We start from the raw sequence: 18814 nt of genomic DNA, 5'->3' as shown, positions 1-18814 counted from the left end.
CGTGAACCCCAAGCGCTACCTGCCCATCCTGCAGTGGCTGCCCGGCTATGGCCGCGCGACCCTGGGAAGCGACCTGCTGGCGGCGGTGATCGTCACCATCATGCTGATCCCGCAGTCGCTGGCCTACGCCATGCTGGCGGGTCTGCCTCCCGAGGTGGGCCTCTACGCCAGCATCGCGCCGCTGGTGGTCTATGCCGTGTTCGGCACCAGCCGCACCCTGGCGGTGGGGCCGGTGGCGGTGGTCTCCTTGATGACCGCGGCGGCGGTGGGGCAGATCGCCCCCCAGGGCTCGCCGGAGTACCTCGGCGCGGCCCTGGTGCTGGCGTTGATGTCGGGGCTGATCCTGACCCTGATGGGGGTGGCGCGGCTGGGCTTCCTGGCCAACTTCCTCAGTCATCCGGTCATCTCGGGCTTCATCACCGCCTCGGGGCTGATCATCGCCGCCAGCCAGCTCAAGCATGTGCTGGGGGTCGAGGCCGGCGGGCATAACCTGCTGGAGCTGCTGATGGGCCTGGCCGGCAGCCTTGGCCAGGTGAACGCGCCGACCCTGGTGGTCGGTCTCTCGGTGCTGGCGTTCCTCTACGCCGCTCGGCGCTGGCTGAAGCCCGCACTGGTGCACCTCGGCGTGCCGTCACGGCCGGCGGACATGCTGACCAAGGCCGCGCCGATCCTGGCCGTGGCGGTAACGACGCTGGCCACCTGGGGGCTGGGCCTCGACGCCTACGGCGTGGCCGTGGTGGGCGCGGTGCCGGCGGGCCTGCCGCCGCTGACCCTGCCCGGCTTCGACAGCGGCCTGTGGAGCCAGCTGTTCATGGCGGCGCTGCTGATCAGCATCGTCGGCTTCGTCGAATCGGTGTCGGTGGGCCAGACGCTGGCCGCCAAGCGCCGCCAGCGCATCGACCCGGACCAGGAGCTGGTGGGGCTGGGCACCTCCAATATCGCCGCCTCCTTCACCGGCGGCATGCCGGTCACCGGCGGCTTCGCCCGCTCGGTGGTCAACTTCGATGCCGGCGCCGAGACCCCGGCGGCCGGCGCCTTCACCGCCGTGGGCATCGCCGTGGCGGCGCTGCTGCTCACGCCGCTGATCGCCTATCTGCCCATCGCGACCCTGGCGGCCACCATCATCGTGGCGGTGCTCTCCTTGGTCGATTTCCCGGCCATCAAGCGCACCTGGACCTACTCACGCGGCGATTTCGCCGCCATGCTGGCGACCATCATCGTGACCCTGGTCGTCGGCGTCGAGAGCGGCATCATGGCGGGGGTGGGACTGTCACTGGCGCTCCACCTCTACCGTACCAGTCGTCCCCACAGTGCGGTGGTGGGCCGGGTGCCGGGCAGCGAGCACTTCCGCAACGTGCAGCGCCACGCGGTGGAGACCGACGAGCGCCTGGCGATCCTGAGGGTCGACGAGAGCCTCTACTTCGCCAACGCCCGCTACCTCGAGGACACCGTGATGGAACTGGCCGCCCGCCAGCCGGGCCTTCAGCACATCGTGCTGGCCTGCCAGGCGGTCAACGTCATCGACGCCTCGGCGCTCGAGAGCCTGGAGGCGATCAACGCCCGGCTCAAGGACGCCGATGTGCGCCTGCACCTGGCGGAGGTGAAGGGGCCGGTGATGGATCGCCTGCAGCACACCGAGTTCTGCCACCAGATGACCGGCCAGGTGTTCCTGAGCACCTTTGATGCCTGGCAGGAGCTGCGCGGCGAGAGCGACGGCAGCCTGTCGCGGCGCTGCGCCGAGCTGCAGCTGACCCCGCTGCGCTAGCCTTGCCCCCGAACGATTCGAAAGACCCGCATCCGCTTGGATGCCCCAAAGGAGAGAGAAAGTGGACTGGAGTTCATCCCTGCAAGGGCTGGCCGGCGGTATCCTGATCGGCCTGTCTGCTACCTGGCTGATGGCCACCCTGGGCCGCATCGCCGGCATCAGTGGCATCATCGGCACCCTGATTACCGCGCGACCCAAGGGCGACAGCGCCTGGCGGCTGACCTTCCTGCTGGGCTTGATCAGCGGCCCGATCCTGCTGATGCTGCTGGGCGGGGGCCTTGGCAACGTCGCCGGCGTCGCCGTCGACGTGACGGGCCAGGTGATCGGCGCCCCGGCCGGTGGCGTGGTGCTGATGCTGGTGGCCGGCCTGCTGGTGGGCGTGGGCACGGGCCTGGGAAGCGGATGCACCAGCGGCCACGGCGTCTGTGGCTTGGCGCGTCTCTCGCCGCGCTCCCTGGCGGCGACCCTGACCTTCCTGGTCACGGCGATCATCACCGTCTACGTGGTTCGGCACCTGATCGGAGGTGGCGCATGAAGACCGAGACCTTGAAAACGCTGAATGTGAAATCAATAGCGGGCTATATCGCCGGCCTGCTGTTCGGCCTGGGGCTCGGCATCTCCGGGATGACCGACCCGGCGCGGGTGCTGGGCTTCCTGGACCTCTTCGGCGCCTGGGATCCGACCCTGATGTTCGTGCTCGGCGGCGCCGTGGTGACCAACTTCATCGGCTATCGGCTGGTGCTGCGTCGCAAGGCCCCCCTCTACGGCAGGGCCTTCCAGTTGCCGACCCGCCAGGACCTCGACGGCCGCCTGATCGGCGGCGCGGCCCTGTTCGGGATCGGCTGGGGGCTCTCCGGCTACTGCCCGGGGCCGGCCATCGCCTCCATTGCCGGGCTCACCGGCCCGCTGGCGGCCATGCTGGTGGCCATGGTGGCCGGCTGGTTCCTGGCCAGGGCGATTCCTGCACGAAGCTGAGTCGCACCTGCTGGTGACATCCTTGCGTCCCCGCCGGCCAGGCCGGCGGGGACGCTTGCGTTTGCCCAGGGAGGCGGTCATTGGACCAATGGATCAGGCAGGTCGGTTGTATTCTTATAACCGCTTAACACCTGCTTAATTAACGGGTGACACGATGCCCGACAAGACGAGGAATCCATCTCATGCACGTTCTGTTGATCGAGGATGACGCCCTGGTGGCCTCCGGCATCCGGGCCGGCCTGACCGTACACGACTTCGTGGTCGACCACGTGGCGAGCCTGGCCGAGGCGCGCAGCGCCATGGAGGCCGTCTCCAGCGATGCCGTGATCCTCGATCGTGGGCTGCCCGATGGCGATGGCCTGGCGCTGCTGGAGGAGTGGCGCACCGCCGGCGTGACCACCCCGGTGCTGGTGCTGACCGCCCGGGACACCGTACAGGACCGCGTGGCGGGCCTGCAGGGTGGGGCAGACGACTACCTGATCAAGCCCTTCGACCTGGACGAACTGGTGGCCCGGCTGCAGGCGCTGCTGCGGCGTGCCGCCGGGCGGCCGCGTTCGCTGATCGAACACGGGGCCCTGTGCCTGGACCCGGTGGCCCGGGAGGTCACCGTGGCGGGACGCCAGATCGCGCTATCGCGCCGCGAGCTGGTGTTGCTGGAGACCTTCCTGCAGTCGCCGCGCAGCGTGCTCTCTGCCGACCAGCTCAAGGACAGCCTCTACGGCATGAACGACGAGGTGGAGAGCAACGCCCTCAACGTGCATATCCATCACCTGCGCCGCAAGCTCGGCAGTCGCGTGATCGAGACAGTGCGCGGGCTGGGCTATCGGCTCGGTAAATCCTCGGCGGTGGAACTGCCGGGCAATGGGCGGGCGTCATGAGTCTACGCACGCGGCTGCTGCTGACCCTGGGCCTGACCCTGGCGCTGCTGTGGAGCCTGGCCGCGACCTGGCTGATGCGTGACCTCGAGGAGCAGTTCGTCGCCACCCTGGACCAGCGCCTGGCCCAGTCGGCGCGCATGGTGGCCGGGCTGATGGCACAGCTGCCCGAGGAGGTGTGGCTCGAGGCCGACCGCCGCGCGCTGTCGATTCCGCCCATCGAGGGGCTGGCCTGCCAGGTGCATTCGCCCCGCGGCGAGATCATGGCGCGTACCCATACCGACCTGGAGACGATCCTGGCGCCGGGGGAGCGCGGTCATGCCTACCGCGAGGAGGGCGGCGTCACCTGGCGGGTGTTCACCTACGAGCGCGGTGGCTTGACCATCACCACCGCCGATCGCATGGACGAGCGCGACCAGCTGCTGGCCGATGTGTTCAAGGTGGCGGTAGTGCCCTTCGCCGTGGCGCTGCTGGGCAGCATGGCGGCACTCTGGATCGGCGTGCTGCGCGGCCTGGCGCCACTCTCGCGGCTGCGTGACTCCCTGGCACGTCGCCATCCTGATGCCTTGGCGCCGGTGGCGACCTACGGGGTGCCGGTGGAACTGCGTCCGCTGATCGAGACGCTCAATAGCCTGCTGGCGCGGATTCAGCAGGCCATCGTGCGCGAGCAGCGCTTCACCAGCGATGCCGCCCACGAGCTGAAGACGCCGCTCACCGCCATCAAGACCCACCTGCAGGTGGCCCGTCGGGTGGAGGGCGAGACGGCCCGCCAGTCGCTGGCCCACGCCGAGGAGGGGGTGGGGCGCCTCGCCCGCATTCTCGACCAGCTGCTGATGCTGGCCAGGGTGGAGGGGCGCGTGCAGTTCGAGGACGGTGAGCCGAGCCGGGTCGCCGACGTGGTCGAGCTGGCCCTGCGCGATACCGGGGAGGATCCGCAGCGCTTCGAACTGCCCGAGGCGTGGCCCGAGGTGGAGCTGGCGCTGCCCAGGGAGCTGGCCGTCACCGCGCTGCGCAATCTGGTCGACAACGCCCTGCGCCACGGTGGCGAGCGCGAGCCGGTGGCGGTCACTGCCCGCCTGGACGAGGCGGCGGGTGAGCTGACCTTCCGGGTGCGCGATCGCGGGCCGGGGGTGGATGACAAGGCGCTTGGCCAGATGTCCCAGCGCTTCTGGCGCTTCAGCAAGCAGTGCGGCAGCGGCCTGGGGCTGGCCATCGTGATGGCCATCGCCGAGCGCTTCGCCGGCCGGCTCGATTTTGCCCGCCCCGAAGGGGATGGGCTCGAGGCCTACCTGACCGTTCCGGTCAAGGCGGGCCGTTGAACACACCGTACTGAACCCTCCGTAGAGGGGTCGATGACAACACGAGGGGAAACCACATGACCAGCAAGAGGATCACGGGTGGGCTCGGCCTGCTGCTGGGCGTCGGCCTGGCCGCCGGTCAGGCCATGGCGCTGGAAGGCGACGCCGAGCGCGGCCAGGCGGCCGCTGGCACCTGCGTGGCCTGCCACCAGGGCGACGGCAGCGGCATGAACGTCTCGGGTGGCGAATCCTGGCCGCGCCTGGCCGGCATGGACGCCGACTACATCGCCAAGCAGCTGCACGACTTCAAGGAAGGCCGTCGCCAGAACGCCAGCATGCTGCCCTTTGCCAACATGCTCGACGACCAGCAGATCGCCGACGTGGCGGCCTACTACAGCGAGATGCCGGTGACCGACGCTCAGGGCGGCGATGTCGATGACGACCTGCTGGTCCGCGGCGAGCAGCTGGCCCTGCGCGGCGACTGGGACGCGTATATCGTCTCCTGCAAGAGCTGCCATGGCCCGCGCAACGAAGGGGCCGGCGACACCTTCCCGGGTATCGCCAGCCAGCACGCCGGCTACCTCGAGAAGCAGCTGCGTGCCTGGCAGGCCGACGAGCGCAGCAACGACCCGCAGAACCTGATGGGGGCCGTTGCCAAGCGCATGAGCGACGAGGACATTCGCGCCGTTTCCGCCTGGCTGGCCAGCCAGTCCGTGGCGTCCGAGTAAGGGGAGCAGATCATGAAGCAACACAGGACAATCCTGGGCAGGACCACCCTGGCCGTGGCCGGTACCACCCTGGTCGCCGGCGTCAGCCTGGCGGTCAGCGCCGAACCCCTGCACCCGGCAGTCGAGACGCTGGTGGAGTTGGGCTACCCGGCGCCCCAGGAGGGCGAGCTGGTGCACATTCCGCCGACCATGGCCGACCTCGAGGCCTCCGACCTGCACCCGGAGACCCAGCAGGTCATCCGTCGCGGCTACGACCTCTTCACCAACACCCAGCAGCTACGCGGCGAGAATGTCTTCAACGACATGAACTGCTCGAGTTGCCACTTGGGTGAGGGCCGCCAGCCGTTCAGCGCGCCGGTATGGCCGGCAGCGGTCACCTTGCCCAACTATCGGGGCAAGAACGACCACGTCAACAACCTGGAGGAGCGCATCGCCGGCTGCTTCGCCTACTCCATGAACGGCGTGCCGCCGGAGTACGGCAGCGACGACATGCTGGCGCTGACCGCCTACCACCAGTGGCTGGCCAAGGGCGCACCCATGTACCCCGATCAGCCGATCTACGGTCGCGGCTTCCCGCACCCCGATCGCCCCGACGAGCTGAGCTACGAGAATGGCGAAGCCCTCTACGTGGAGAACTGCGCCATCTGCCACAGCGAGGACGGTTCCGGCTACTACCAGGACGGCGAGTATGTCTTCCCGGCGCCCTGGGGCGACGGTTCCAACAACTGGGGTGCTGGCATCGTGCGGGTTCACACCGCGGCCGGGTTCATCAAGAACAACATGCCGCTGGGTCAGCCCAACTCGCTCTCCGACCAGGAGGCCTGGGACATCGCCTACTACATGAGCAGCCAGGAGCGCCCCCAGGATCCGCGCTATACCGGCGACGTGGCCGAGACCCTCGAGCGCTTCGGCCCCAGCTTCCACCGCACCTCCCTCTATGGGCAGGAAGGCCCGGACGGTGAGGTGCTGGCCGACCACGCCAACTGGGGCGAGAAGGGCGACGAGGTGAAGCCGTGGAACGTCGGTCAGCCGCGCTTCGAGGACCTGAAGGCAGAGGACTAAGCGCAGTACCAGGAGCCCGATTTATAGGGCCATTGCGATGAGCCCAAAACAAGCGCCCCGCCCGGTCAGCCCGGGCGGGGCGCTTTTCTGTACGGCCTCGGACGGGCGTCCCGTCAGGGCGCCTCGCCGCCCATGACCTCGACCATCCGTTCCTCGTTCGGTAGCCCCTGGACGCGGTCGACGCGATCGCCGTCGCGGAACAGCGTGGAAGGGGTGGCGATCATGCCGAGCTCTTCGAACAGCTGGTTGTTGGCGTAGACCTGCTCCTCGATCTCGCGAGCCTGGGCGCTAGGGACGACCTCCTCGCCCCCGTCGCTGTGGGCGTGCAGCGCCGCGGCCGGATCCTCGGCGCCCAGCAGGCTCGCCGCCTTGGCCGGGCTGTTGGAGGTGAGGATGCCCACCATGATGTGGCGCAGCTGCACCTCACCGGCCTCCACCCAGGGCCGTGCCGCTTCCCAGAACTGGCGGCAGTAGGGGCAGTTGGCATCGGTGAAGGTGTAGACCACCCGCTCGGCCTCGGCGTCGCCGTCCAGGATCCAGTGGCTCTGCTCCAGGCGCTCCCACACCTCGGCGAACTGGGCGGCGCGCACGTGCTCGTCCAGGGCGGCATCGGAGAGGTCGTTGCCCTCGGCGTCCACCAGGGTGCCGACGATGGCGTGCTCGCCGTCCGGGGTCAGGTAGATCGCCACCTCACCGCTGGGGTAGCTGGCCGCATAGCCTGTGAGGCCGCCGGGGGCCTCGAACTCGGCGTGGATCTCCAGGCCCTGGGCAGTGAGCGCCTGGACCGGGGCCGGCCAGTGCTCATCGGCCAGGCCGGGAGCGGCCATGGCCAGGGCCAGGGCGCCGACGGGAAGCAGGGGGTAGGGCAGTCGCATGGGGAGTTCCTTTCTCATGGGGCAGGGGCTCATGGGGTCAGAGGGCTCGAGACGTCGGTAGGCTCAAGGCACCAGGGGGCAGCGGGAGCCTTCAGCGCAGGCGCTCCAGTCCGCGGGTGAGGGTGGCGCGGGACAGCTCACCGAAGTGGGTGTCGACCAGGCGACCCTCGGCGTCGAAGTAGAGGGTGGTCGGCATGGCCATGGCACCGGTGACGTCGCCCAGGGCGTTGCGGGCATCGAGCAGCACGTTTTCCAGGGTCAGTGACTGGTGGTCGAGGAAACGGTTCACCAGGGTGGCGTCCTCCCCCTGGTTGACGAACACGAAGGTGATGTCGTGCTCCTCCTGCTGGGCCTGCTCGAACACCGGCATCTCCCGGCGGCAGGGCGGGCACCAGGTGGCCCAGAGGTTGACCACCATGGGCTGGCCGTCGCGTTCGGCCAGTGCCGGCAGGTCGATGGCGTCTCCCTCGAGGGTGGCCAGCGGGGTGTCCGGCATGGGCCGGCTCTGGCTTTCCAGCAGCAGCAGGGGGCCGGCGGTGAGTCCCCAGGTGAAGGCGCCGGCCAGCAGGGCGCCGCCCAGCGCCGTGCGCTGTCGGGGGGCCTTCCACAGCCGCCAGGCGGCGTAGCCCAGGCCTGCCCCCAGGCCGCCCAGCGGGTCGAAGCCGCCGTCGCGGATATCCAGCATCGCCAGCGGGCCCTCGTAGCTGCCCCAGTAGCGGGCCAGGAACAGCAGCCGGGCGCCGACCAGGGCGACCAGCAGCAGGTTGAAGAGGGTGTCGGCGGTGGGCGTGCGGTGGCGTCGTCCGATCAGCGCACCGGCGAGCAGGGCGATGCCGAAGGCCAGCATGATCAGCAGCTGGCCGATGGAGAGGCCCAGCGGGCCGATCGCGATGCTCTGGTTCAGTCCATGCATGGAGGAGTCCTGTGGGTCGAGGTGTCCGGGTGGCCACAGGGCCGCCGGAGGCCATGCAGCCCGTAGCGAGAGTGGCAGCCGTGGATTAGCGGGGTATTATCCATCTTGCCGGGACGGCGGCGTGGGGCGTTATGTCGCAAGGTGGTCTCGTCCGCTCGACAGTAGGATAACGGGACGCGCCCGTCTGCCACACCTTCACAAGGAAGCTCTCCCATGGTCCATGCCGCCCTGCCTTTCCTTCGCGCCGGCCTTGCCGGCCTGGCCCTGGCGCTGGCCAGCCAGAGCGCACTGGCCCAGCCCCTGGCGGTCGAGAACGCCCAGGTGCGCGCCGTGCCGCCGGTCTCCACCACCACGGTGGCCTTCATGGTGCTGCATAACCACGGCGAAGGCGACCTGGCGGTGGTCGATGTTCATTCGCCGGCCGCCGGGATGACCGAACTCCACAACCATGTGGACGTGGACGGCGTCATGCAGATGCGTCGTGTGGACGCGATCAGCGTGCCCGCCGGCGCCAGCGCCGAGCTTGCCCCGGGCGGCCTGCACCTGATGCTGATCGACCTGGTGGCGCCGCTCCACGAGGGCGACGAGGTCGAGATCACCCTGGTGCTGGACAGCGACGAGACCCTGACCCTGTCGGTCCCGGTGCGGCGCATCGAGGTGATGGGCGGCGGTCGTGACAGCGGCCACGGCGGACACCACCAGGGGCACTGAGGGCCATGCTGGGCGGGGGCGGCCGCAGTCGTTACAATATGCCGACGTCCTCGTCTCTCCACCCCGGAACCCCGCCATGCACTGCCCCTTCTGCGGTACCCATGACACCAAGGTCACCGACTCGCGGCTGGTCGCCGAGGGTGATCAGGTGCGTCGCCGCCGCCAGTGCGTGGTCTGCGGCGAACGCTTCACCACCTACGAGACCGCCGAGCTGGTGATGCCCCGGGTGATCAAGGGCGACGGCTCCCGCGAATTCTTCGACGAGCAGAAGCTGCGCGCCGGCATGCTGCGGGCGCTGGAGAAGCGCCCGGTGAGCGCCGAATCCATCGAGGCGGCGGTACAGCGCATCCGTCAGACCCTGCGCGCCCGCGGCGAGCGCGAGATCCATGCCCGTGATATCGGCGAACAGGTGATGCTCGCCCTCAAGCGTCTCGACCAGGTCGCCTACATCCGCTTCGCCTCGGTCTATCGAAGCTTCCAGGATATCGACGAGTTCCGCGCCGAGATCGACCGCCTGGCCCAGGAGCCCACCTTCGGCCCCGACGAGCCGCGAGGCTGACGGCTCTTCCCCGACCCCAAGGAATCCCATGGCCGTAAAGCCCCCCGAAGCCTGGATGGCCCGGGCCCTGGAACTGGCCCGCTGCGGCCTCTATACCACCGACCCCAATCCCCGCGTTGGCTGCGTGCTGGTCAAGCACGAGCGCCTGATCGGCGAAGGTTTCCATCTGCGCGCCGGCGAGCCCCACGCCGAAGTCCACGCCCTGAGCCAGGCCGGCGAGGCCGCCCGTGGCGCCACCGCCTATGTGACGCTGGAGCCCTGCTCTCATCAGGGGCGCACCGGCCCCTGCGCGGTGGCGCTGGTCGAGGCCGGCGTGGCGAGGGTGGTGGTGGCCATGGCCGACCCCAACCCGGCGGTGGCCGGCCGCGGCATCACTCTGCTGCGCGAGGCCGCCGTCGAGGTGGACGTCGGCGTGCTGGAGGCGCAGGCCCGTGAGCTCAACCCCGGCTTCATCATGCGCATGGACCACGGCCGCCCCTTCGTACGGCTGAAGATGGCCATGAGCCTGGACGGGCGCACCGCCATGCGTTCCGGCGAGTCCCAGTGGATCACCGGCCCCCATGCCCGCCGCGAGGTGCAGCGGCTGCGCGCTCGCTCCAGTGCCGTGTTGACCGGGGTGGAATCGGTCATCTTCGACAACTCGCGGCTCACGGTGCGGCCGGAGCAGGCCGAGCTCGAGGGCGTGGAGCTGATCGCTGGCCGCCAGCCGCTGCGGGTGGTGGTGGATACCCACCTGCGGCTGCCCGAGGCCGCTGCCTGCCTCACCGAGCCCGGCCGCACCCTGGTAGCCACCGTCGAGGAGCACGAGCCCGAGCGGCGCGAACGGCTCGAGGCCGCCGGTGCCGAGGTGGTGGCTCTGCCGGCCGATGGCAATGGCCGCGTCGATCTCCACGCCCTGCTGCGTTACCTGGCCGACGTGGAGCAGGCCAACGAGGTGCTGCTGGAGACCGGCGCGACGCTCGCCGGCGCCATGCTCGACGCGGGCCTGGTGGACGAGATGCAGCTGTTCGTGGCGCCGACCCTGCTCGGCGGCGACGCCAGGCCGCTGTTCCAGCTCGCCGGCATCGAGACCATGGCCCACCAGCGCGGACTCGAGATCCTCGATATCCGCGCCGTGGGCCGCGACTGGCGCATTACCGCCCGGCCCCAGCGCCGCACGCTGGCCACGCGGTGAGGGGCGCTGGGGACAGGCCGAAGAGGAGGTCCTACGCCAGGGATGGCGTCGGTAGCGTACAGGGAGGTATTCACAGCGCCTCCTCGCAGGCCTGTCGCCAGAACAGCCCCGTGGCTATGAACTGGCGCCCGGCGCCGCGCCACGTTACTCTGACGCCGTTTCGAGGCGGGGTGCTGCCTGCGGACGACACCACTGTCTCCGCCCGCCGACGCCCGCCAAGCTGAATTTCTGGAGATCTCATGGTGAACTCAACTGCCGGTGGCCTGGCTCCCATCGAGGACCTGATCGAGGATATCCGCCAGGGCAAGATGGTGATCCTCATGGACGATGAGGATCGCGAGAATGAAGGCGACCTGATCATGGCCGCCGAAAAGGTCCAGGCCGAGCACATCAACTTCATGGCGCGCCACGGCCGTGGGCTGATCTGCCTGCCCATGACCCGCGAGCGCTGCGAGCGTCTCAACCTGCCGCTGATGGTCACCGACAACGGCTCCGGCTTCGCCACCAAGTTCACCGTCTCCATCGAGGCCGCCGAGGGCGTGACCACCGGCATCTCCGCTGCCGACCGTGCGCGTACCGTGCAGGCCGCAGTCACGCGGGATGCCACCGCCGAGGATATCGTCCAGCCGGGGCATATCTTCCCGCTGATGGCCGAGCCCGGCGGCGTGTTGCGCCGTGCCGGCCACACCGAGGCCGCCTGCGACCTGTCCGCTCTGGCCGGACTCGACCCCAGCGGCGTGATCTGCGAGATCATGAACGACGACGGCAGCATGGCGCGCCGTCCGGAGCTCGAGCGCTTCGCCGCCGAGCACGGCCTGAAGATGGGCACCATCGCCGACCTGATCCACTACCGCATCCACAACGAGCAGACCGTGCAGCATGTGGAAGCCACGCCGGTCCACACCGCCTACGGCGAGCTGACCCTTCACGTCTTCCGCGACAGCATCCAGGGCGCCCACCACCTGGCACTGGTCAAGGGGCGCCCCAGCCCCGACACCCCGACCACGGTGCGCGTGCACCTGGCCGACGCCATGCGCGATCTGCTCAGCCTGCAGAAGGGCGACAGCGCCCAGTGGAATTCTCACCGGGCCATCGCCGAGGTAGCGCGGGCCGAACGCGGTGTCTTCGTGCTGCTCGACGACGGCCGTCCTCGCCAGGATCTGCGCGACTATCTGGATACCTTCCTGGAGCGCCGGCGCGCGCCGCGCACCAGCGACTCCGACGGCGCCGGCAACTACCTGACCATCGGTACCGGCTCGCAGATCCTGCGCCACCTGAACGTGGGCAAGATGCGCCTGCTCAGCTCTCCCTGGAAGTTCTCGGCCCTCTCCGGCTTCGATCTGGAAGTGGTCGAACGCCTTAGCCCCGAGGACATTGCAGGCGCCGCCGAGGCCGAGAGCGCCGATAATCGCAGCGACTGACACCGCCCCCCGACCATCACGCGGGCGCGGCCCTGGGTCGTGCCCCCGCATCATCAGGAAGACAGACATGGAACCCATTTCTCAAGTGGAAGGCAGCTTCATCGACGTGGATGGCCGCTACGTCATCGTCGTGGGCCGCTTCAACCATCACGTGGTCGACAGCCTGGTGGAAGGCGCCGTTGACAGCCTGGTGCGCCACGGCGTGGCCGGTGAGAACATCGATATCGTCCATGTGCCGGGTGCCTGGGAGCTGCCGCTGGCGGTCAAGAAGGTCCTCAAGGTGGCCCACCCCGATGCGGTGATCGCGCTGGGCGCGGTGATCCGCGGCGGCACCCCTCACTTCGAGTACGTGGCCGGCGGCTGCAACGCGGCGCTGGGCACCCTGCAACTGGAGTTCGAGACCCCCATCACCAACGGCGTGCTCACCGTCAACTCCATCGAGCAGGCCATCGAGCGTTCCGGCACCAAGGCCGGCAACAAGGGCGCCGAGGCGGCCATGGCGGCCATGGAAATGGTTTCCCTGCTGCGCTGCTTCGGTGATGACGACGGGGGTGAGGCATGAGTGGCGAGCGCGCCAGGGGGCCCTCCAAGGCACAGCTCTCACGCCGTGCCGCCAGGGAACTGGCGGTGCAGGGCCTCTATCAGTGGCAGATGACCGGTAAATCGATCAGCGCGGTGGAGGCGGAGTTCCGCAGCCAGCTGGCCGACGACGACCTCGAGGACCACGAGAACTGGCTCAAGGTCATGGAGATCGCCGACCTGGCGCTGTTCCATGAGCTGCTGCACAACGTGGCGCGCTTCAAGGCCGACCTGGACGCCTCCATCGCGCCGCTGCTCGACCGCAAGCTCGAGGAGCTCGACCTCATCGAGCTCTCCATCCTGCGCCTGGGGGCCTATGAGCTCTCGCGGCGTCTCGAGGTGCCCTACCGGGTGGTGATCAACGAGGGAGTGGAGCTGGCCAAGTCCTTCGGCGCCACCGACGGCCACAAGTACGTCAACGGCATCCTCGACAAGCTCGCCGGGCGCCTGCGCTCCGCCGAAGTGGCCGCCCGCCGCCGCTGAAGGGGATGTCCCCATGGTCAGTGAAACCGTGCCCAGTCAATGTCAGCACAGTGAATTCGGGCTGATCGCCCGCTACTTCACCCCGTCGCCACCCGGCCCCGATGCCGGTGTGGCGCTGGGGGTCGGCGATGACTGCACGCTGCTGGTCCCCGCAGTGGGGCGCCAGCTGGCGGTGAGCGTCGATACCTCGGTGGCCGGCGTCCACTACCCGGAGGACGCGCCCGCCGATGCGGTGGGTCATCGCGCCCTGGCGGTCAGCCTCAGCGACCTGGCGGCCATGGGCGCCCGTGCCCGCTGGTGCCTGATGGCGCTGACCCTGGCCGAGGCCGACGAGGCCTGGCTCGAGGGCTTCTCGCGAGGCTTTCGTGCGCTCGCGGAGGTCAGCGGTGCCGCCCTGGTGGGCGGCGACGTGACCCGCGGGGCGACCGCCATCGGCGTGACGGTGATGGGAGAGGTCGCGTTCGATGCGGCGCTGACTCGCCACGGCGGCCGACCGGGCGATCTCATCGCGGTGACCGGCGCGCTGGGTGGCGGCGCCGGTGGTCTGGCGCTCTGGCAGCGTGGCGAACGAGACCTGGCCCATCCGCTGCTGGTCCGCTACCTGCGGCCCCAGCCGCGCCTGGCCGCCGGCGAGGCGCTGGTGGGACTGGCCAGCGCCGCGATCGATGTCTCCGACGGCCTGCTGGCCGACCTGGGCCATGTGCTGGAGCGCTCCGGCGTCGGCGCCTCCCTCGACCCCGAGGCGCTGCCGCTGGCCGACGGGCTCGTCGAGGCGCTGGGCGAGGAGGGGGCCCGCCAGGCGGCGCTGACCGGCGGCGACGACTATGAACTGCTGGTGACCCTGCCCGCCGAGCACTTCGAGGAGGCCCGCGCGCGGCTCGCTGCCCTGGGGCTGCCGCTCACCCTGATCGGTCACCTCGAGGCCGAACCCGGCCTGCGCGGGGTGGCGGCGCCGGGCAGCGCCGGCTGGCAGCACTTCCTGGCGGAAGGCGCCGAAGGCGAAGGGGGGCAGGCATGAATCGCGCGCCGCCCAGCATCTGGCACCGTCCCACCCATTTCCTGGCCTTCGGCCTGGGCAGCGGTGCATCGCCCTGGGCCCCTGGGACCTTCGGCACCCTGGCCGCCATTCCCTTCTACTGGCTGCTCTCCGAACTGCCCTTGGGCTGGTACCTGTCGGTGGTTTTTGTGGCTTTTGTGTGGGGGGTCTGGCTGTGCGAGAAGACCTCCCGCGACCTCGGCGTCCACGATCACTCCGGCATCGTCTGGGACGAGTTCGTCGGCTACTGGATCACCATGGCCGCGGTGCCTTTCTCCTGGGAAGCGGCCCTGTGGGGGTTCGTGCTCTTCCGCATCTTCGATGTCATCAAGCCCTGGCCGATCCGCTGGGCTGACCGCCGCGTGGCGGGTGGCTTCGGCATCATGATCGACGACGTGATGGCGGGCATCTACGCCTGGAGCATCATGCACATCTGGTTCTGGCTACACTGAGCGGCCGAGGCGTGGCGGCTCGCCCACCCGGGCGACGCCGAGCAGGGAAGGGGGTGCTATGCGCAAGGAACGACTGATCGTCCCCGTGGTGGTGGCATTGGCCGTGGTCTGGGCGGTGGCTCAGTACCTCGCCTCGCTGCTCTTCGAGCGGGAACTGGTCCGCGCCTTGGTCGATCTGGAGGCCCGCGGCGAGATGGTAATGGAGCGCAGTGAGGTGGAGCGCGGCTGGCTGAGCTCCTCAGGAGTCGTGCACATCTCTCCGGTGCTGGGCGACGGCTGGCGGCTCGAGCTCTCCTACGCGGCTCGTCACGGCGTCTTCAGCACCCGCATCGAGGGTGACGCGCACCCCTATGCCGGCACCCGCCAGCTGCGCCTGTTCGGCGACTGGCTGCCGTCGAGTCCGCCGCGCTGGCATGCCCGCTATCAGACCCTGGGCCGCACTCTGGAGGGCAGCATCCAGCTGGCCCCCTTCCTTATCAGCCAGGGCCCCCGCGAGCTCGACTTTCGCGGAGGCCAGCTCAGCTTCGGGGGACAGCAGGGCGACTGGCGCCTGCGGGCTCGGCTGCAGCCCTGGCGCCTGACCGACGGCGTGGCCACGCTGGATTCCGGGCCGGTCTCCCTGGAGAGTCGCTACGCCTATACCGCCGGCGCCCACCACTTCACCCAGCTGGACCTGCTGCGAATCGACCAGCTGGCCTGGCAGCAGCCCGGCCTGGAGCTGGAGGCCCATGAGCTGCTCTACCGCAGCCGCATGCAGCTCGATGACAGCGAGCTGCGCGTCGACAGCGAGCTGACCCTTGGCGAGGTCCTGGCGGCGGAACAGGTGCTGCTCAGTGGGCGGGTGGCCATGGAGGTGTCGCGGATCAACGCCGACGCGCTACGCGAGGCGCTGGCAGGGCTGCGCCGGGAGGCGGCCCAGGCCCGCGAGCTCGCCCCCCGGGAGCTGCTGGCCCGCCTGGAGCCGGAACTGCTGGCGACCCTGATCGACTCGCCGCGCCTGGACCTGACCGAGGTGAATCTGGAGAGCCCCATGCTGGGGCTCGCCGTCCGCGGCGACGGGTCGCTGTTCTTCGACCCGCGCCGCCTCGACGAGCTGAGCCCGGCGCGACTCGACGACGAGGCCGAGCGGGCGCGCTGGCTGGCGCGGCTGGACGGCGATTTCACCTGGCGCGAGGTCCCGGCGGTGATCTCCCTGTGGCTGGGTCTGCCGCTGGGCACCCAGGATCTGGAGATCGACGTGATTCGCGGCGAGGTCAGGGTCAACGGGCGGCCAATGCCGCCCCTCTGGCAGTGAGTCCAGGCGCTTGATCGACCTGACAGCACCCGGTTGACTTGAAGTGGTGCCCGTCCGCCCGCATTCCAGAGCCAACGGCATGAGCCACCATCGGACCAGGACGATAACCATGAGCGACGAGCAGGATCGCCACCACGACCCGGGCGCGCCGGAGTGGCTGCACGACTCCCACGACGAGGACGAACTCTTCGACCTCGATGACCAGCATGTTGATAGCCAGCCCGGCGAGAGCCAGCAGGCCATGGTGACGGCCCGCGACGCCCTTCCCGAGCGGATCTATCTGCTGCCGATCCATAACCGCCCCTTCTTCCCGGCTCAGGTACAGCCGCTGGTGATCAACCGCGAGCGCTGGGACGAGACCATCCAGCGCGTCGCCAAGACGTCGCATCACACCGTGGGGCTGGCCTTCGTCGGCGAGGCCGCCGTGGAAGGGCTTGCCCACGACGACTTCCCAGAGATCGGGACCGCGGTGAAGATGCACAAGCTGCAGGGCGAGGAGGGGCAGCTGCAGTTTATCGCCCAAGGCCTGCAGCGCTTCCGCATTCAGCGCTGGATCTCACGGGAGCCACCCTTCCTGGTGGAAGTGAGCTACCCCCGCGAGCCGGTCGATGCCGAGGCCGATGAGGCCCGCGCCTACGCCATGGCACTGATCAACGGCATCAAGGAGCTGCTGCCGATCAACCCCCTCTATGGCGAGGAACTCAAGCACTACCTCAACCGCTTCAGCCCCCATGAGCCTGGCCCGCTCACCGACTTCGCCGCCGCCATCACCTCCGCCAAGGGGCGCGAGCTGCAGGACGTGCTGGCCACCCTGCCGGTGCTCGCCCGCATGCAGAAGGTGCTGCCGCTGCTGCGCAAGGAGATCGAGGTCGCCCAGTTGCAGAGCGAGATCAGCGACCAGGTCAACGCTCAGATGCAGGAGCGCCAGCGGGAGTTCTTCCTGCGCGAGCAGCTCAAGGTGATCCAGCGCGAGCTGGGCATCTCCAAGGACGACCGCGAGAACGACGTCGACACCTTCCGCGATCGCCTGGAGAGCCTGGTGGTGCCGCCCCGGGTGCTGACCCGCATCGAGGAGGAGCTCGACAAGCTTTCGGTGCTGGAGACCGGTTCGCCGGAGTACGGCACCACCCGCAACTACCTGGACTGGTTGACCAGCATGCCCTGGGGCGTGCACAGCCAGGACCAGCTAGACCTGGTCCACGCCCGACAGGTGCTCGACCGCGACCATGACGGCCTGGCCGACGTGAAGGAGCGCATCGTCGAGTTCCTCGCCGAAGGCACCTTCAAGGGCGACGTGGGTGGTTCCATCCTGCTGCTGGTCGGCCCGCCCGGGGTCGGCAAGACCTCGGTGGGCCGTTCCATCGCCGAGACGCTGGGGCGCGAGTTCTACCGCTTCTCGGTGGGCGGCATGCGCGACGAGGCGGAGATCAAGGGCCATCGGCGAACCTACATCGGCGCCATGCCCGGCAAGCTCGCCCAGGCGCTCAAGGAGGTCGAGGTCGAGAATCCGGTGATCATGCTCGACGAGATCGACAAGATGGGCCAGTCCTTCCAGGGCGACCCCGCCTCGGCGCTGCTCGAGGTGCTCGACCCGGAGCAGAACGTGGACTTTCTCGACCACTATCTGGACGTGCGCCTGGACCTCTCCAAGGTGCTGTTCGTTTGCACCGCCAACACCCTGGATGCGATCCCCGGGCCACTGCTCGACCGCATGGAGCAGATTCGGCTCTCTGGCTATATCGCCGAGGAGAAGCTGGCCATCGCGCGCAACCATCTGTGGCCCAGGCTCCTCAAGCGCGCCAATATCCCGAAGAAGCGCATCAATCTCACCGAGGCGGCGCTGCGCCAGGTGGTCGAGGGCTATGCCCGGGAGGCCGGGGTACGTCAGCTCGAGAAGCAGCTTCACCGCATCGTGCGCAAGGCGGCGGTGATACTGCTGGAGAACGACCAGCAGTCGGTGAAGGTCTCGGTGAATAACCTCGAGACCTTCCTCGGCGCGCCGATCTTTCGCAAGGAGCAGGTGCTCAAGGGGGAGGGGGTGGTCACCGGCCTGGCCTGGACCTCGATGGGCGGGGCCACCTTGCCCATCGAGGCCGGCAAGGTGCATTCGCTCACCCGCGGCTTCAAGCTCACCGGCAAGCTCGGCGAGGTGATGCAGGAATCGGCCAATATCGCCTACAGCTATGTGCTGGGTCACCTGGCCGAGTACGGCGCTGACGCCGACTTCTTCGATTCCGCTTTCGTGCACCTGCACGTGCCGGAGGGGGCCACGCCCAAGGATGGCCCCTCGGCGGGGGTGACCATGACCACGGCGCTGCTCTCGCTGGCGAAGCACCAGTCCATCGAGCGGCCGTTGGCCATGACCGGCGAACTGACCCTTACCGGCCAGGTGCTGCCGGTGGGCGGCATCCGCGAGAAGGTGATCGCCGCCCGGCGCAGCGGCATCTTCGAGGTGATCCTGCCCGAGGCCAATCACCGCGACTACGACGAGCTGCCCGACTACCTCAAGGAGGGCGTGACGGTGCACTTCGCCAGGCGCTACAAGGACGTGGCCCGGGTGGTGTTCGGCTAGGCCCTCGGCCGCTGTGGTATGGCCGCGCCGCTCGTGACAAAA

General features: G+C 69.1%; 19 protein-coding genes. 17 read left to right on the top strand and 2 right to left on the bottom strand.

The features are described 5' to 3' along the window. Position 1 precedes the first annotated feature (1 nt). The 7 genes from ACM26W_RS14575 to ACM26W_RS14545 all read left to right on the top strand — a co-directional run bounded on the left by ACM26W_RS14575 (position 2) and on the right by ACM26W_RS14545 (position 6703). Positions 2 to 1765, top strand: coding sequence for a SulP family inorganic anion transporter (locus ACM26W_RS14575; protein WP_416137697.1), 1764 nt, complete (start codon positions 2 to 4; stop codon positions 1763 to 1765). A gap of 61 nt (positions 1766 to 1826) precedes the next feature. Further along, positions 1827 to 2300, top strand: a complete 474-nt coding sequence (locus ACM26W_RS14570; protein ID WP_416137696.1) for a YeeE/YedE family protein — start codon at positions 1827 to 1829, stop codon at positions 2298 to 2300. Beyond that, positions 2297 to 2740, top strand: a complete 444-nt coding sequence (locus ACM26W_RS14565; protein WP_416137695.1) for a DUF6691 family protein — start codon at positions 2297 to 2299, stop codon at positions 2738 to 2740. Before ACM26W_RS14570 ends, ACM26W_RS14565 begins: the two co-directional genes overlap by 4 nt. Positions 2741 to 2922: 182 nt before the next feature. After that, on the top strand, positions 2923 to 3618 hold the full coding sequence (locus ACM26W_RS14560; protein WP_416137694.1) for a response regulator: 696 nt from the start codon (positions 2923 to 2925) through the stop codon (positions 3616 to 3618). Continuing rightward, entirely contained in the window at positions 3615 to 4934 is a 1320-nt protein-coding gene (locus ACM26W_RS14555) for an ATP-binding protein (RefSeq protein WP_416137693.1), read from the top strand. The genes ACM26W_RS14560 and ACM26W_RS14555 overlap by 4 nt, the downstream gene beginning before the upstream one ends. A 56-nt stretch (positions 4935 to 4990) precedes the next feature. Next, complete coding sequence (locus ACM26W_RS14550; RefSeq protein ID WP_416137692.1) at positions 4991 to 5641, top strand: c-type cytochrome; 651 nt, start codon at positions 4991 to 4993, stop codon at positions 5639 to 5641. Between the two features lie 12 nt (positions 5642 to 5653). Beyond that, positions 5654 to 6703, top strand: coding sequence for a c-type cytochrome (locus ACM26W_RS14545; protein ID WP_416137691.1), 1050 nt, complete (start codon positions 5654 to 5656; stop codon positions 6701 to 6703). Positions 6704 to 6816: 113 nt separating this feature from the next. Here ACM26W_RS14545 and dsbG read toward each other — a convergent pair whose 3' ends face one another. Both dsbG and ACM26W_RS14535 read right to left on the bottom strand, forming a co-directional pair. After that, on the bottom strand, positions 6817 to 7578 hold the full coding sequence (gene dsbG, locus ACM26W_RS14540; RefSeq protein ID WP_416137690.1) for a thiol:disulfide interchange protein DsbG: 762 nt from the start codon (positions 7576 to 7578) through the stop codon (positions 6817 to 6819). A 91-nt stretch (positions 7579 to 7669) separates the two neighbouring features. Continuing rightward, positions 7670 to 8491, bottom strand: coding sequence for a prolipoprotein diacylglyceryl transferase family protein (locus ACM26W_RS14535; RefSeq protein ID WP_416137689.1), 822 nt, complete (start codon positions 8489 to 8491; stop codon positions 7670 to 7672). 213 nt (positions 8492 to 8704) lie between these two features. Between ACM26W_RS14535 and ACM26W_RS14530 the strand changes: the two genes are divergently transcribed. The 10 genes from ACM26W_RS14530 to lon all read left to right on the top strand — a co-directional run bounded on the left by ACM26W_RS14530 (position 8705) and on the right by lon (position 18772). Next, the gene (locus ACM26W_RS14530) at positions 8705 to 9202 is read left to right on the top strand and encodes a copper chaperone PCu(A)C (RefSeq protein ID WP_416137688.1); all 498 of its coding nucleotides are present in this window, start codon (positions 8705 to 8707) and stop codon (positions 9200 to 9202) included. 76 nt (positions 9203 to 9278) lie between these two features. Then, positions 9279 to 9761: a transcriptional regulator NrdR gene (gene nrdR, locus ACM26W_RS14525; protein WP_416137687.1), complete on the top strand. Its 483-nt coding sequence runs from the start codon at positions 9279 to 9281 to the stop codon at positions 9759 to 9761. Positions 9762 to 9789: 28 nt separating this feature from the next. Beyond that, positions 9790 to 10935 (top strand): bifunctional diaminohydroxyphosphoribosylaminopyrimidine deaminase/5-amino-6-(5-phosphoribosylamino)uracil reductase RibD, encoded by a 1146-nt coding sequence (gene ribD / locus ACM26W_RS14520; RefSeq protein ID WP_416137686.1) that lies wholly within the window; start codon positions 9790 to 9792, stop codon positions 10933 to 10935. Between the two features lie 239 nt (positions 10936 to 11174). Continuing rightward, entirely contained in the window at positions 11175 to 12356 is a 1182-nt protein-coding gene (gene ribBA / locus ACM26W_RS14515; RefSeq protein ID WP_416137685.1) for a bifunctional 3,4-dihydroxy-2-butanone-4-phosphate synthase/GTP cyclohydrolase II, read from the top strand. Between the two features lie 67 nt (positions 12357 to 12423). Then, a complete protein-coding gene (ribE, locus tag ACM26W_RS14510; RefSeq protein WP_416137684.1) occupies positions 12424 to 12918 on the top strand; it encodes a 6,7-dimethyl-8-ribityllumazine synthase in 495 nt (164 codons plus the stop codon). Next, positions 12915 to 13418, top strand: a complete 504-nt coding sequence (gene nusB, locus ACM26W_RS14505; RefSeq protein WP_416137683.1) for a transcription antitermination factor NusB — start codon at positions 12915 to 12917, stop codon at positions 13416 to 13418. The genes ribE and nusB overlap by 4 nt, the downstream gene beginning before the upstream one ends. Positions 13419 to 13431: 13 nt before the next feature. Further along, complete coding sequence (gene thiL / locus ACM26W_RS14500) at positions 13432 to 14436, top strand: thiamine-phosphate kinase (protein WP_416137682.1); 1005 nt, start codon at positions 13432 to 13434, stop codon at positions 14434 to 14436. Beyond that, positions 14433 to 14906, top strand: a complete 474-nt coding sequence (locus ACM26W_RS14495) for a phosphatidylglycerophosphatase A (RefSeq protein WP_416137681.1) — start codon at positions 14433 to 14435, stop codon at positions 14904 to 14906. Before thiL ends, ACM26W_RS14495 begins: the two co-directional genes overlap by 4 nt. A gap of 58 nt (positions 14907 to 14964) precedes the next feature. Further along, the gene (locus ACM26W_RS14490; RefSeq protein ID WP_416137680.1) at positions 14965 to 16200 is read left to right on the top strand and encodes a DUF945 family protein; all 1236 of its coding nucleotides are present in this window, start codon (positions 14965 to 14967) and stop codon (positions 16198 to 16200) included. Between the two features lie 109 nt (positions 16201 to 16309). Continuing rightward, entirely contained in the window at positions 16310 to 18772 is a 2463-nt protein-coding gene (gene lon / locus ACM26W_RS14485) for an endopeptidase La (protein WP_416137679.1), read from the top strand. The last annotated feature ends 42 nt before the right edge of the window (positions 18773 to 18814 follow it).

The organism is Halomonas sp. HK25, assembly GCF_047795635.1.
In the GTDB taxonomy this organism is placed as follows: domain Bacteria; phylum Pseudomonadota; class Gammaproteobacteria; order Pseudomonadales; family Halomonadaceae; genus Halomonas.
This window is presented reverse-complemented; position numbering and strand designations above follow the sequence as displayed.

What these genes read in the sequence shown, in the direction of transcription:
- ACM26W_RS14565 (WP_416137695.1), top strand. Translation starts at nt 2,297, where the DNA reads ATGAAGACCGAGACCTTGAAAACGCTGAATGTGAAATCAATAGCGGGC.
- ACM26W_RS14560 (WP_416137694.1), top strand. Translation starts at nt 2,923, where the DNA reads ATGCACGTTCTGTTGATCGAGGATGACGCCCTGGTGGCCTCCGGCATC.
- ACM26W_RS14555 (WP_416137693.1), top strand. Translation starts at nt 3,615, where the DNA reads ATGAGTCTACGCACGCGGCTGCTGCTGACCCTGGGCCTGACCCTGGCG.
- ACM26W_RS14550 (WP_416137692.1), top strand. Translation starts at nt 4,991, where the DNA reads ATGACCAGCAAGAGGATCACGGGTGGGCTCGGCCTGCTGCTGGGCGTC.
- ACM26W_RS14545 (WP_416137691.1), top strand. Translation starts at nt 5,654, where the DNA reads ATGAAGCAACACAGGACAATCCTGGGCAGGACCACCCTGGCCGTGGCC.
- dsbG (WP_416137690.1), bottom strand. Translation starts at nt 7,578, where the DNA reads ATGCGACTGCCCTACCCCCTGCTTCCCGTCGGCGCCCTGGCCCTGGCC.
- ACM26W_RS14535 (WP_416137689.1), bottom strand. Translation starts at nt 8,491, where the DNA reads ATGCATGGACTGAACCAGAGCATCGCGATCGGCCCGCTGGGCCTCTCC.
- ACM26W_RS14530 (WP_416137688.1), top strand. Translation starts at nt 8,705, where the DNA reads ATGGTCCATGCCGCCCTGCCTTTCCTTCGCGCCGGCCTTGCCGGCCTG.
- nrdR (WP_416137687.1), top strand. Translation starts at nt 9,279, where the DNA reads ATGCACTGCCCCTTCTGCGGTACCCATGACACCAAGGTCACCGACTCG.
- ribD (WP_416137686.1), top strand. Translation starts at nt 9,790, where the DNA reads ATGGCCGTAAAGCCCCCCGAAGCCTGGATGGCCCGGGCCCTGGAACTG.
- ribBA (WP_416137685.1), top strand. Translation starts at nt 11,175, where the DNA reads ATGGTGAACTCAACTGCCGGTGGCCTGGCTCCCATCGAGGACCTGATC.
- ribE (WP_416137684.1), top strand. Translation starts at nt 12,424, where the DNA reads ATGGAACCCATTTCTCAAGTGGAAGGCAGCTTCATCGACGTGGATGGC.
- nusB (WP_416137683.1), top strand. Translation starts at nt 12,915, where the DNA reads ATGAGTGGCGAGCGCGCCAGGGGGCCCTCCAAGGCACAGCTCTCACGC.
- thiL (WP_416137682.1), top strand. Translation starts at nt 13,432, where the DNA reads ATGGTCAGTGAAACCGTGCCCAGTCAATGTCAGCACAGTGAATTCGGG.
- ACM26W_RS14495 (WP_416137681.1), top strand. Translation starts at nt 14,433, where the DNA reads ATGAATCGCGCGCCGCCCAGCATCTGGCACCGTCCCACCCATTTCCTG.
- ACM26W_RS14490 (WP_416137680.1), top strand. Translation starts at nt 14,965, where the DNA reads ATGCGCAAGGAACGACTGATCGTCCCCGTGGTGGTGGCATTGGCCGTG.
- lon (WP_416137679.1), top strand. Translation starts at nt 16,310, where the DNA reads ATGAGCGACGAGCAGGATCGCCACCACGACCCGGGCGCGCCGGAGTGG.